General features: G+C 71.5%; 13 protein-coding genes and 1 tRNA gene. 8 read left to right on the forward strand and 6 right to left on the reverse strand.

The features are described 5' to 3' along the window. Window positions 1–41: 41 nt before the first annotated feature. Window positions 42–1,046: a Gfo/Idh/MocA family oxidoreductase gene (locus tag ACFRFC_RS07900; RefSeq protein ID WP_382687157.1), complete on the reverse strand. Its 1,005-nt coding sequence runs from the start codon at window positions 1,044–1,046 to the stop codon at window positions 42–44. Window positions 1,047–1,262: 216 nt separating this feature from the next. Between ACFRFC_RS07900 and ACFRFC_RS07905 the strand changes: the two genes are divergently transcribed. Beyond that, on the forward strand, window positions 1,263–2,339 hold the full coding sequence (locus ACFRFC_RS07905; RefSeq protein ID WP_382687160.1) for a LacI family DNA-binding transcriptional regulator: 1,077 nt from the start codon (window positions 1,263–1,265) through the stop codon (window positions 2,337–2,339). On the opposite strand, the gene ACFRFC_RS07910 is transcribed toward ACFRFC_RS07905, so the two are convergent. After that, complete coding sequence (locus ACFRFC_RS07910; RefSeq protein ID WP_382687479.1) at window positions 2,287–3,480, reverse strand: Gfo/Idh/MocA family protein; 1,194 nt, start codon at window positions 3,478–3,480, stop codon at window positions 2,287–2,289. The two genes, ACFRFC_RS07905 and ACFRFC_RS07910, sit on opposite strands and share 53 nt — an antisense overlap. Window positions 3,481–3,684: 204 nt before the next feature. Here ACFRFC_RS07910 and ACFRFC_RS07915 point away from each other — a divergent pair, with 204 nt between their 5' ends. Next, complete coding sequence (locus ACFRFC_RS07915; protein WP_382687162.1) at window positions 3,685–4,755, forward strand: LacI family DNA-binding transcriptional regulator; 1,071 nt, start codon at window positions 3,685–3,687, stop codon at window positions 4,753–4,755. Here the strand turns inward: ACFRFC_RS07915 and ACFRFC_RS07920 are convergent. From ACFRFC_RS07920 to ACFRFC_RS07930, 3 genes are all read right to left on the reverse strand, one after another. Then, window positions 4,745–5,089, reverse strand: a complete 345-nt coding sequence (locus tag ACFRFC_RS07920) for a cupin domain-containing protein (RefSeq protein ID WP_382687164.1) — start codon at window positions 5,087–5,089, stop codon at window positions 4,745–4,747. The two genes, ACFRFC_RS07915 and ACFRFC_RS07920, sit on opposite strands and share 11 nt — an antisense overlap. 194 nt (window positions 5,090–5,283) lie before the next feature. Further along, window positions 5,284–5,622 (reverse strand): SCO4225 family membrane protein, encoded by a 339-nt coding sequence (locus tag ACFRFC_RS07925; protein ID WP_382687166.1) that lies wholly within the window; start codon window positions 5,620–5,622, stop codon window positions 5,284–5,286. An 84-nt stretch (window positions 5,623–5,706) separates the two neighbouring features. Continuing rightward, window positions 5,707–6,627, reverse strand: coding sequence for a DMT family transporter (locus ACFRFC_RS07930; protein ID WP_382687168.1), 921 nt, complete (start codon window positions 6,625–6,627; stop codon window positions 5,707–5,709). 68 nt (window positions 6,628–6,695) lie between these two features. Here ACFRFC_RS07930 and ACFRFC_RS07935 point away from each other — a divergent pair, with 68 nt between their 5' ends. The 4 genes from ACFRFC_RS07935 to ACFRFC_RS07950 all read left to right on the forward strand — a co-directional run bounded on the left by ACFRFC_RS07935 (window position 6,696) and on the right by ACFRFC_RS07950 (window position 10,520). Next, the gene (locus ACFRFC_RS07935) at window positions 6,696–7,559 is read left to right on the forward strand and encodes a LysR family transcriptional regulator (protein WP_382687170.1); all 864 of its coding nucleotides are present in this window, start codon (window positions 6,696–6,698) and stop codon (window positions 7,557–7,559) included. Between the two features lie 54 nt (window positions 7,560–7,613). After that, window positions 7,614–7,973, forward strand: a complete 360-nt coding sequence (locus ACFRFC_RS07940; protein ID WP_382687173.1) for an ArsR/SmtB family transcription factor — start codon at window positions 7,614–7,616, stop codon at window positions 7,971–7,973. Next, window positions 7,970–8,647 (forward strand): SRPBCC family protein, encoded by a 678-nt coding sequence (locus tag ACFRFC_RS07945; RefSeq protein ID WP_382687176.1) that lies wholly within the window; start codon window positions 7,970–7,972, stop codon window positions 8,645–8,647. Before ACFRFC_RS07940 ends, ACFRFC_RS07945 begins: the two co-directional genes overlap by 4 nt. A 625-nt stretch (window positions 8,648–9,272) precedes the next feature. Continuing rightward, window positions 9,273–10,520, forward strand: coding sequence for a cytochrome P450 (locus ACFRFC_RS07950; RefSeq protein WP_382687179.1), 1,248 nt, complete (start codon window positions 9,273–9,275; stop codon window positions 10,518–10,520). A 310-nt stretch (window positions 10,521–10,830) separates the two neighbouring features. Here the strand turns inward: ACFRFC_RS07950 and ACFRFC_RS07955 are convergent. Further along, window positions 10,831–10,904 (reverse strand) — tRNA-Pro (locus ACFRFC_RS07955). 397 nt (window positions 10,905–11,301) lie between these two features. Here ACFRFC_RS07955 and ACFRFC_RS07960 point away from each other — a divergent pair. Then, window positions 11,302–12,375: a glycoside hydrolase family 5 protein gene (locus ACFRFC_RS07960; RefSeq protein WP_382687182.1), complete on the forward strand. Its 1,074-nt coding sequence runs from the start codon at window positions 11,302–11,304 to the stop codon at window positions 12,373–12,375. Between the two features lie 217 nt (window positions 12,376–12,592). Beyond that, window positions 12,593–12,718, forward strand: coding sequence for a putative leader peptide (locus ACFRFC_RS07965; protein WP_382687184.1), 126 nt, complete (start codon window positions 12,593–12,595; stop codon window positions 12,716–12,718). Window positions 12,719–12,814: the final 96 nt, after the last annotated feature.

A 12,814-nucleotide genomic window follows, 5' to 3' on the forward strand; every position in this document is an offset into this window, starting at 1 on the left:
GGGTTCCCTCACTGAACAACCCGGGTTCCACCACTGACGCGTCAGCCCATCCGCACCTCCTCGATCCGCACCGGCCGCCGCTCGTGCAGCGACAGCGTGCACGCCTCCGCGATCCAGCCCGCCTCCAGCGCGTCCGCGACCGTGCACGGGGAGGGCCGGGTGCCCGCCACCACCTCGGTGAACGCGGTCAGCTCGGCCCGGTAGGCGGCGGCGAACCGGTCCATGAAGAAGTCGTACGGCACGCCCGCCGGGAAGGTCACCCCGGGCTCCACCGAGCGCAGCGGCAACCGGTCCTCCCAGCCGACCGCGATCGCGTCGGTGAAGCCGTGCAGCTCCATCCGCACGTCGTACCCCCGCCCGTTGTGCCGGCTGTTGGACACCACCGCGAGGGTGCCGTCGTCCAGGGTGAGGACCGCGCCCGTGGTGTCGGCGTCGCCCGCCGCCCTGATGTGGTCGGCACCCCGGTTGCCGCCGGCCGCGTACACCTCGGTCACCTCACGGCCGGTCACCCAGCGGATGATGTCGAAGTCGTGCACCGAACAGTCCCGGAAGATCCCGCCCGACGCGGCCACATACGCGGCAGGCGGCGGCGCCGGATCCAGCGTCGTCGACCGTACGGTGTGCAGGGCGCCCAGCGTTCCCCCGCGCACGGCCTCCCGCGCGGCGATGAACCCGGCGTCGAAGCGCCGGTTGTACCCGATCTGCACCGGCACGTCCGTGCCCGCGACATCCTTCAGGACGCCGACCCCCTCGGCCATCGTGCGGGCGACCGGCTTCTCGCAGAACACCGGCACCCCCGCGTGCACCGCCGAGCGGATCAGACCCGGGTGGGCGTCGGTCGCGGCGGCGATCACCACACCGTCCACGCCCGCCGCGAGCACGGCCTCGGGCGAGTCCGCGACCTCGGCCCCGAACCGCTCGGCGGCCGCCTTGGCCGCGTCCGCGAACGGATCGGCGACGACGAGCGACACGACCGCGTCCAGCCCTGACAGGGTCTCGGCGTGAAAAGCGCCGATACGGCCGAGGCCGAGGATTCCGATACGCATACGGGGTGCGGCTCCTTGTCGGTGAGGGGCGTACGGGTTCGTTCAAGTTCGTTCAGTTCGTTTGGTCGTTCAGTTCGTTCGGTCGCTCAGTCCAGGCCGCCCAGGACATCGCCGTCCTTTCCATGACAGGGGCCACACGGCCCTGTCATTGTTGTCAGCACAAACCCCTCGAACAACCAGCAGGAAGCCATCAAAAACCCCTCAAGGAGTCGGCGTATGGGCCACCCCTTCCCGATCCGGGAGATCGCACGTCAGGCCGGGCTCAGCGAGGCCACCGTGGACCGGGTGCTCAACGGCCGCGGCGGGGTCCGGGAGAGCACCGCGCACGAGGTACGGCGGGCCATCGCCGACCTCGACCGGCAGCGCACCCAGGTCCGCCTCGTCGGCCGCACCTTCATGGTCGACATCGTGATGCAGGCCCCCGAACGGTTCAGCACCGCCGTGCGCGCCGCCCTGGAGGCCGAACTCCCCGCGCTGCACCCGGCGGTGCTGCGCTCCCGCTTCCACTTCCGCGAGACCGGCCCGGTCCAGGAACTGGCGCGCACCCTGGACCGGATCGCCCGGCGCGGCTCGCAGGGCGTGATCCTCAAGGCGCCCGACGTCCCCGAGGTCACCGAGGCGGTCGGACGGCTCACCGCGGCCGGCGTCCCGGTCGTCACGCTGGTCACCGACCTGCCCGCGAGCACCCGCCTCGGCTATGTCGGCATCGACGACCGCGCGGCCGGGGCGACCGCCGCGTACCTCATGGGCCAGTGGCTGGGCGACCGCCGCGGCAACATCCTCACCAGCCTCAGCAGCGGCTTCTTCCGCAACGAGGAAGAGCGCGAGATGGGCTTCCGCGCCGCCGTGCGGGCCCGGCACCCCGAGCGGACCCTGGTCGAGATCACCGAGGGCCAGGGCCTGGACGCCACCCAGTACGACCTCGTACGCGCCGCCCTGGAGCGGGATCCGGACATCCGGGCCGTCTACTCCATCGGCGGCGGCAACATCGCCACCCTGCGCGCCTTCGCCGACCTCGGCCGCGACTGCGCGGTGTTCATCGCCCACGATCTCGACCACGACAACACCCGCCTGCTGCGCGAGCACCGGCTGTCCGCCGTCCTCCACCACGATCTCCGCGCCGACCTGCGCGAGGCGTGCCAGCAGGTGATGCGGGCCCATGGCGCACTGCCGCCCGCGGGCCCCACCCTGCCGTCCGCGATCCAGATCGTGACGCCCTTCAACCTGCCGCCGGCCGCCCCTACCCCTCCAGGACGTCAGCCACCCCTACCTCTGGCACCTCCGGCACGCTGACCCACACCCCGCGCCGCGCCGACCGCTCCATCGTGTCCAGGAGGACCGCACCGCGTACGGCGTCCTGGAGCGTGGCCCCGTACGGCGTGTCCTCGGCGATCGAGCGCAGGAACCGGTACGCCTCGATCACCTTGAGGTCGTCGTAGCCCATGGCGTTGCCCGCGCCCGGCTGGAACGCGCCGAACTCGCCCGCGCCCGGACCCACGTACACCGTGCTGACCGGCTGGTCCTGATAGGCGGCGCCCCGGCTCACACCCAGCTCGTTCATCCGGCGGAAGTCCCAGAAGACCGCGCCCTTCGTGCCGTGCACCTCGAAGCCGTAGTTGTTCTGCTCGCCGACCGAGACCCGGCACGCCTCCAGCACGCCCCGCGCCCCGGAGGCGAAGCGCAGCAGACAGTTCACGTAGTCGTCGTTCTCGACCGGGCCCATGGCGCCGCCCGCCGCCCGGGAGTGGCCCGCCGTGGCCCCGGCGGGACGCGCCCGCTCGGGCACGAAGACGGCCGTGTCGGCGGTGAGGGAGGTGATCTCGCCGAGCAGGAAGCGGGCCAGGTCCACGCCGTGCGAGGCCAGATCGCCGAGCACCCCGCTGCCGCCGCGCGCCCGCTGGTAGCGCCAGGTCAGGGCGGAGTCCGGATGCGCCGCGTAGTCGCTGAACAGGCGGATACGGACATGGGTGACCGTGCCGATCCCGCCGGAGGCGATCAGCTCACGGGACGCCTCCACGGCGGGCGCGTTGCGGTAGTTGAAGCCCACCGTGCCTTGCACTCCCGCCTTGGCCACCGCGTCGGCGACCGCCCGCGCGTCCTCGGCGTTCAGCCCGACCGGCTTCTCGATCCACAGGTGCTTGCCCGCCTCGGCCATCGCGACGCCGATCTCCCTGTGCAGGAAGTTCGGCGCGGTGACACTGACCGCCCGTACCCGTGGATCGGCCGCCACCTCCCGCCAGTCCCGGGCCGTCGCGGCGAACCCGAACCGCCGCGCCGCCTCCTCGGCCCGCCCCGGCACCTCCTCGGCGACGACCACCAGCTCCGGCCGCAGCGCGAGACGCGGGAAGTGGTGCCGGACCCGGGCGTACGCCTGGGTGTGCACCCGGCCCATCCAGCCGAAACCGACGACGGCGACACCGCACGCTTCCACCACCATGGCCACCTCTCTTGGACCGGTCCAGGAACTCGAACTCACCGGCCACGATCAGCACCATCCTGGTTGGTGTCAACCCTTCCCCGAGTGTCGCCTCACCCATCCGCCGGGCCCTTCTCCCGCCCCTTGGCCCGCCCCCCTCCTCCGGGCCCCCCTTCCCTCGGGCCCTTTGACAACCCGTGGGCCGCATGGAACGGTCCATCCATGCCCCGCCCGCCGACCATCCGCGATGTCGCCTCGCACGCCGGAGTCTCCAAGTCGCTGGTCTCGCTGGTGCTGCGCGGCTCCGACCAGGTGAGCCCCGAACGCCGGGACGCGGTGCTGCGGGCCGTACGCGAACTGGGCTACCGGCCGAACGCCGCCGCCCGCAGCCTCAGCGAACGCCGTACACGCACGGTCGGCGTGCTCCTGAACGACCTGCGCAACCCCTGGTTCGTGGAACTGCTCGACGGCCTGAACTCCGTCCTGGACACGGCGGGCCTGCACATGCTGCTCGCCGACGCCCGCCTCGGCCGCCGCGCCGGACACGACCTCACCGGCCCGTTCCTCGACCTCGGGGTCGACGGCCTGGTGGTGGTCGGCACCCTGCCCGACCCGGCCGCCCTCGACCCGGTGGCAGCCCGGGTCCCGCTGGTCGTCGCGGGCGCCCGTGAACCGGTGCCGTACGGGGTGGACCTGGTCGCCGGCGACGACGAGACGGGCATCCGGCTGATCACCGAGCATCTGATCGGCCTCGGCCACCGGCGCATCGCGCATCTCGCCGGGTACGGGGCGGTCGGCGCCCTGCGGCTGCGCGGCTTCGAGGCGACGATGCGGGCGCACGGACTGGCCGGGGGAGTGCGGGTCGAGCCCTGCGACCTCACCGAGGAGGGCGGCCACCGCGCCGCCGTCCGGCTGCTGGCCCGCCCCGACCGCCCCACCGCGATCCTCGCCGCCAACGACATCGCGGCCGTCGGCGCGCTCTCGGCGGCCCGGGACCTGGGGCTCGATGTGCCGGGGCAGGTGTCGGTGGCGGGCTACGACAACACCAGCATCGCCAAGCTGCGGCACGTATGGCTGACCACGGTCGACAACGCGGGCCACGAGATGGGCCGCCGGGCCGCGCGCTGTCTGCTCGACCGGCTGGAGACACCGACGCCCGGGGCCACGGGCCGGCTGCACCTGACGATGCCGCGCCTGGAGGTACGCGGCACGACCGCCGGGCCGGGGACCGACCGCCAAGGCGCAGCGACCGGAAACGAACAATCGGAGACTGATCGAACGATCAGAGGTTGATCGAGTACACCTTCCGCAAGGTCTCGTGCACGGTCCACGTCGTCCGGTCGCCCGCGCGCAGTACCGCCAGATCGCCGGGGCCGACCGTCAGCGTCGGCCCGTCCTCGAAGTCGATCGTGGCCGACCCACTGAGCACGACGAAGAGTTCGTCCGCCTCCGTGTCGGTGACCACCCCGGGGGTGATCTGCCAGATGCCGCGGAGCTGCCGGCCGTCCTGCGACTCCCAGACGACCTTGCCGGTCACCTCGGGGGAGCCGGAGACGATCTGGCCGGGGTCGAGCGGCTCGGGTTCGAGAACGGCGTCGGGGACGTGCACGGCGAAGCTGTGGTTCATAGGGCGACCCTAGCCAGCGGCGCCCGGCGGCGATGTGGACACACTGTCCGCGATCGCCCCCCACCGCCGGACACTCCGTCCCCCGATCGGCGGAGTGATCACCTGATCACGTCATGACCACTTGACTACTTGACCCTTCGGTCATCTTGACCACTCAGTCATCTGAACCACTTGGCCATGCCGTGCCACCGGTCTCACTGCGTCCGCATCCGCCGGGCGCCCCCCGACCTCGGCCCCCGCCCCCGCAGCAGCTCGAAGCACGTACCGATCACCAGCGACTGCACCAGCGCGGCCACGGCGATCCCCACGCCGTACACCGCCGTCGGCAGGTCTGTTTCGGTCGCGGCCAGCGGCATCACAGCCAGCAGCGAGGTCGGGGCGGTCAGGAAGACGGGCCAGACGCCGATGAACCCGGGGTCGTCGCTCAGCAGGACGACCCCCGCCGTCACGGCGACCGACGCGCCGACGGCGCTCAGGTACACCGCCGAGGCGGGATTGGCGACGGCGAAACGGAACAGCGTACGACGGTCCATCAGGACACCCCCGGGTGTGCGGCAAGGCGTGGTCAGGTCTCCATCGTGCGCCCGGGGAGTGCTCCGGGTCGTGAGTAGCCGTACTCAGATCGTTTCTGTTCGTTCGCGCCCGCGCGGTACCGCCAGGCTGAGTGCATTGGCGATCACGACCGCCCCGATGCCCGCCCACTCGGCCGCGCCGAGCCCCTGCCCCAGCACCGTCCAGCCGACCACCGCGGCGAGCACCGGATTGACGCTCATGAACAGCCCGAAGGTCTGCGCGGGCACCCGGCGCAGGGTGAACAGATCCGCCAGATAGGGCACCGCGGACGACAGCACCCCCGCCACCACCGCACACCCCAGCGCCCCGGCGGTCGGCGGCCGGTGGAGCACCACCAGCACCCCCACCGGCAGGAACATCAGCGCCGAGACCGCCGCCGCGGCACCGGACCCCTGCGCCCCGGGCAGCCGCCTGCCGACCGTGCGGTTGAGCAGGATGTACGACGCCCAGCAGCACGCCGCCAGCAGGCCCAGGCCCATGCCCAGATGGTCGGCGGAGGGCCGGGGCCGCATCAGCACCAGCACGCCCGCCGCCGCGATCAGCGCACAGCACGCGTCCAGCCGGCGCCGCGCGGCGGCCAGCGCTATGGCCAGCGGTCCGAGGAACTCCAGGGTGACGGCCAGCCCCAGCCCGACCCGGTCCACGGCGGTGTAGAGGCTGAGGTTCATCGTCCCGAAGACGAGCGCCAGCAGCAGCACCGGCCACCACTGCCCCCAGGTGAACTCCCGCAGCCGCGGCCGGCCGACGGCGAGCAGCACGGCGGCGGCCACGTACTGCCGCACGGCCACCACCCCGACCGGCCCGAGCACCGGGAAGGCGAGCGCGCCGACGGCGGCCCCGAACTGGTTGGACAGCCCGCTGCCGGTCATGATGACCACCCCGGCGAGCTGCCCCCGGCCGGAGCCGGACGCCCGGGCACGCGGGACACGCCGCGCGGCCCGCGCGCGTACGGCAGAAGAACGCATCCCCCGATCGTGCGCCCGCCCGGCACATGAGCAAAATGCATAGGACCGAAGATCTATACGCTGGACGTATGGATCGAAGGGATCTGGAACTGCGCCAGCTGCGCTGTCTGGTGGCGATCGTGGACGAGGGCGGCTTCACCGACGCGGCCCACAGCCTCGGCGTCTCCCAGGCCGCGGTCTCGCGCACCCTGGCCGGGCTGGAACGGTCGCTGGGCGTACGGCTGCTGCGGCGGACCTCGCGCGAGGTGGCACCGACACCGACCGGGCTGCGGGTGGTGGCGCACGCCCGCCGGGTGCTCGCGGAGGTGGACGACCTGGTCGGCGAGGCGACCTCGGGGCATGTCCGGCTGCGGATCGGCTACGCCTGGGCGGCACTGGGCCGCCACACCGTGCCCTTCCAGCGGCGCTGGAGCGCCGCCCACCCGGAGACCGAACTGCACCTGGTGCGCACCAACTCGCCCACGGCCGGGCTCCTTGAGGGCATGTGCGAGGTCGCGGTGGTGCGCAGGCCGGTCGACGAACGGCGCTTCGGCTGCGCCCTCGTCGGCCTGGAGCGCCGGCTGTGCGCGCTGCCCGCAGGTGACCCGCTCGCCCGCCGCCGCTCGGTGCGCCTCGCGGACCTGTCCGGACGCCGGCTGCTGGTCGACCGCCGCACCGGGACCACCACCCCCGAACTGTGGCCGCCGGACGCGCGTCCGCGGACGGAGGAGGTCCACGACGTGGACGACTGGCTCACGGTCATCGCGACCGGCCGCTGTGTGGGCGTCACCGCCGAGTCCACCGCCCACCAGTACCGGCGCCCCGGCGTCGTCTACCGCCCGGTGCGCGACGCGGAACCGGTCGCCGTACGCCTGGCGTGGTGGCGGGACGACCCGCACCCGGCCACACCCGTGGTGATCGAACTGCTCAGCACGCTGTACCGCACCGCCTGACTCCCACCTAATTCACTATCCACTTATATAAGCGACGGATGATACTCTATGCCTATGCACGCCTTCGATGTGCTCGGCGACCCCGTGCGCCGCCGGATCCTGGAACTGCTCGCGGACGGCGAGATGACGTCCGGGGCGGTCGGCGAGGTCATCCAGGAGGAGTTCGGCATATCGCAGCCGGGCGTCTCGCAGCATCTGAAGGTGCTGCGGGAGAACGGTTTCGCGACGGTACGCCCCGAGGGCACCCGGCGCCTGTACGCGGTGAACTCCGAGCCGCTGCGGGACGTCGATGTCTGGCTGGACCGCTTCCGCCGCTACTGGACGCCCCGACTGGACGCCCTGGGCACCGAACTGGCCCGCGGCAGACGCGAACGCCGCCTGCGCGGCGAGGAACCACCGAGGAGTACCCCGTGATCGATGTGAACCACCAGATCAACACCGTGCACCGCACGGTCGGCAAGCGCGTCTTCAAAGCGGGCGAGGCGCGGATCGTCACCATCGGCCAGTCCTACGACGCCCCGCTGGACGACGTCTGGGACGCCTGCACCAACCCGGAGCGGCTGCCCCGCTGGTTCGCCCCGGTCACCGGCGATCTCAAGCCCGGCGGCCGGTACGCGGTCCAGGGCAACGCCTCCGGCACCATCGAGCGCTGCGACCCGCCCAAGGGCTTCTTCGCCACCTGGGAGTACGGCGGCGAGGTCAGCTGGATCGAACTGCGCCTGACCCCCGAGGGCGACGAGCGCACCCGCTTCGAGCTGGAGCACATCGCCCATGTGGACGAGGAGCGCTGGGCGCAGTTCGGCCCCGGAGCCGTCGGCGTCGGCTGGGACCTCGCCGTCATGGGCCTCGCCCTCCACCTCGGCGGCGCCCCCGCCGTCGACCCCGCCGCCGTCGAGACCTGGGGCGCCTCCGACGAGGGCAGGTCCTTCGTCACCGCCGCGAGCGAGGGCTGGTACGAGGCGAACATCGCCTCCGGCGAGAGCGTCGAGGCGGCCCGCGGCGCGGCCGACCGCACCGCCGCGTTCTACCGGGGCGAGGGCCCCGGCCACGAGCCCGAGAGTGCCGGGCAGCCGGACACGGACGCCTGACACACGAGCCGCCGCCCCACCACACGCCGGAGGGCCTCACCGACTTCCGTCCGTGAGGCCCTCCGCCACCATCGGGACAACAGGATGTGAACCTGCGGCCCCTTTGTCGGGCGAGGTTGTCCCTGGCCTGGGTGACATACCCGGTGCCTGCGCCCAGTTGCCGGGACGCGTCCGCGACGGAGAGAGCGTCCATGCGAACCCGGGCGGACATGGCCGCAGAACTGTGCGGGATCCATGCCCGCGCCCCCAGACGGGCGACGCCCACAAGGTCCCCACCCTTATCCGGTGCCTATGGGCCCGGCAGGGGCGCACACAGCCAGTACGAGCCCCCCAGCATGAGCGCTTCGTAGCCTCCGCACCCGGACCCGGAGGCATGACGTCGAACACCGCGCGCACCGTGTTCCCCGAAGTCGGCAATCCCGCATTGGCTCAGCAATCAGACAAGAGGCTGATTTCCCTCTGTGCGGTCCTTGGTGGGCGCAGCACAATTCCCGGTACCGGTTCCCCGCCGTCCCCGCGAAGTCCATCGATCCACGCACCGGCGCGACCCGGCTCCCGGGCACGAGACCGCACCATCGTGGCCGCTCCCGCCGACGGGCCGCCCCCGCGTGACCGGAGGTGTCTCTTGACCACCCGCCACGAGGTTTCGATCCCGGTCCTCGACAGTGACGGAGGTGACCGGCTGTACGAGCAGATCGAGGAACTCCGCGCCACCGGGCCCGCCGCGCGGGTCCGGCTGCCCCAGAACGTCATCGCCTGGTCCGTCACGCGCGGCGATGTCGTCAGGCGACTGGTCACCCATCCCGATGTCACCAGGAACGCCCGTGACACCTGGCCCGGCTACCAGCCGGGCGCCGTCCCCTGGCTCTCCCCCTGGCTCGACGTCCACTCCATGGCCACCTCCGAGGGGGCCGAGCACACCCGGTTACGGAGGCTGATCGGCCCCGCTTTCACACCGCGACGCATGGAGTCGCTGCGGTCCTCGATCGAGTCCATCGTCACCGACCTCCTGGACGGCCTGGAGACCCTGGAGACCCTGGAGGACGGCGCGGCAGTGGATCTGCGGGCGCACTTCGCGCACGGTGTGCCGACCCGTGTGATCTGCGATCTCTTCGGCGTCCCCGAGGACCAGCGCCCCGCCGTGCTCGCCGTCGCCGACGCGATCCTGGCCACCGATGTCCCCCAGGAGGAGTCGGAGCGGATCGCGAGCGAGCTGATCACCGTCATGCACCGTCTCGTGGAGGCGAAGCGGCGGGAGCCCGGCGATGACATGACCAGTCTGCTGCTCACCGCCCATGAGGGGGACCGGCTCACCGAGACGGAGCTGATCTCCACCCTGCTCCTGATGATCGGCGCCGGGAGCCAGACCACGATCGCGCTGATCGGAAACGCCGTCCGGGCGCTTCTCACCCACCGTCAGCAACTGAGCGCGACCCTGGCCGAGCCCGCCCGCTGGGCCGATGCCATCGAGGAGACCCTGCGGCTCCATCCGCCGGTCGTCCATCTTCCGCTGCGGTTCGCGATCCGCGACATCGATCTCGGCGAGGGCGTCACCATAGCGGCCGGGGAAGCCATCCTCATAGGGTTCGGTGCGCACGGCCGGGACCCGTCGTTCCATGACGCCGCACACAGCTTCGAGATCGACCGCGTGGACAGGGACCATCTGGCCTTCGGGTACGGCATCCACTACTGCCTAGGCGCCCCGCTCGCCCGGCTGGAGGCCGCCATCGCCCTGCCCGCCCTCTTCGACCGGTTCCCGGACATCGTGCTCGCGAACGAGGGGAACACTCCGAACCCCCAGCCATCGTTCATCGGCAACGACGTCCTCGCCCTGCCGGTTCTGCTGCGCCCGCTGACCCGTACGGCGAGGTGATCCGACCGTCCTCCTGCCGCAGCATCGACCTGCCCACCATCGCCACCAGCCCCCCGCAGCGGTTCGCCCTCGATCAGGCCCACTCCGTGCGCCACACCTACGCCTCCCACTCGCCCAGCGAGGCGTCCACGAAAGCTTCCAGACCACCCAGCGCTGCGCGCACCACGCTCGCTGCCGGGCCCCGTCGTCATGACCCGCTGACCCGGTCAAGGGCACTGGTCCCTGACTGGCCCCCAACTGGTCCCCAGGAACGATCAAGGGCCGGTTTCGGATCTCTCCGAAACCGGCCCCGAACTGCGACTGTCTCCAGTCGGGACGACAGGATTTGAACCTGCGACCCCTTGACCCCCAGTCAAGTGCGCTACCAAGCTGCGCCACGTCCCGATGCCTGCCGCGCGTATCGCGCGAACGTGCGGATCAAGACTACCCCATGCGTGGAGCGCGTCCGGCCGCTGATCAGCCGCGCCGCGCGGTCCCGAGCACCGTGCCCGTGAACGACACTCCCGGCTCCCGCCCGTCCCCAACACCCCGTACGTGCATCGGCGTCACACCCCTTGCTCCTCTCGGTCCCCGCTGCTATCTCACTATTAGGAAAGTTTCCTTACGAACCGGCCCGCGTATCGACCGAGTGTCGACCGCGAATCGAGCGCGATTCGAGCGCGATTCGAGCGCGATTCGAGCGCGATTCGAGCGCGATTCGAGCGCGATTCGAGCACGGATCGAGCACGGATCGAGCACGGATCGAGCACGGATCGAGTTCCTCACGACCGAGACGGAGATCATGGTGATCCCCCCACGCACCACCCGATCGCCCTTGTGGACCCGGTCCGCTCTCCTCGCAACAGCCCTGACGGGCGCGCTCATCACCCCCCAGGCCGCCGCCGCACCCGGCGGCCAGGCCGCCGTGCCCCCCGGCACCCCGGCCGGCATCAACGGCCCGCTCACGGTCTGCGGCACCAAGCTGTGCAACCAGTACGGCAACCCCATCCAGCTGCGCGGCATGTCCAGCCACGGCACCCAGTGGTACCCGCAGTGTCTGACCCCCGGCTCGCTCGACGCCCTCGCCGGGGACTGGAACGCCGATGTGCTGCGCGTGTCGACGTACGTCCAGGAGGGCGGTTACGAGACCGACCCGCGCAAGTTCACCGACCTCGCCCACCGGCTCATCGAGGACGCGACCAGCCGGGGCACGTACGTGATCGTGGACTGGCACATGCTCAGCCCCGGCGACCCCCACTTCAGCCTCGCCCGCGCGCGTGCCTTCTTCACGGAGATCGCGAACCGGCACAAGGACAAGCCCAACGTCCTCTACGAGATCGCCAACGAACCTTCCGGTGTCTCCTGGAGCACCATCAAGTCCTACGCCGAGCAGATCATCCCGGTGATCCGGAACATCGACCCCGACGCCCCCGTACTGATCGGCACGCGCGCCTGGTCCTCGCTCGGGGTCTCCGAGGGCGCGAACGAGAGCGAGGTCGTCGGCGACCCGGTCAACGCCTCCAACATCATGTACACGTTCCACTTCTACGCGTACTCGCACCGCGACGAGTACCTGAACACTCTCTCCCGCGCGGCGGACCGGATCCCGGTCTTCGTCACCGAGTTCGGCACCCAGAACTACGCCGGTGAGGGCGCCGACGACTTCGCCATGTCCCAGCGGTACCTCGATCTGATGGCCGCCAAGAAGATCTCCTGGGTCAACTGGAACTTCTCCGACGACGGCCGCTCCGGCGCCGTCTTCAACACCGGCACCTGCGACGCGGGCGGCCCCTGGACCGGCACCGCCCCGCTGAAGCAGTCCGGGGTCTGGATCCGCGACCGCATCCGGACCCCGGACGCCTTCCCGGCCGGCTGACCCGAACGGCCCTGTGCGCATCCGGTACATCCTGTGCTCATCCCGGTACATAGAGGGCGCTGCTCCGGGCCGCGCGCACCCCCCCGCGCGCTCCGGGGCGGTGCCCTGTGCGGACTCTGTGTCCATGGATCGAGACCGGTTCGTGGACGTGGTCTTGACGCCGGGCTGGGGGCGATCGACACTCCCCTAGGGAATCCTAGTGAACGGGTAGGGAATCATGGGGCGCCTTGAGCCGGTGACCAGCCGAGCGAGCCGTAGACCTCGGCGCTCACCCCTGCTCACCTCCCGCCGGCACATCGATCTCCTGCGCGTGTGCAGCGCGATCGGCCGCAGACGGGGCTGACCCCCGGCCCGCCGGGGCCGCGCACCCGGTCTGCCGGCGACGGTCCTCCGCCGTATGCGGCCCCCGTTGGGTCCGTTTCCTTGAATTTCTGCACAC

This window comes from Streptomyces sp. NPDC056734 (genome assembly GCF_042790455.1).
Lineage (GTDB): Bacteria > Actinomycetota > Actinomycetes > Streptomycetales > Streptomycetaceae > Streptomyces.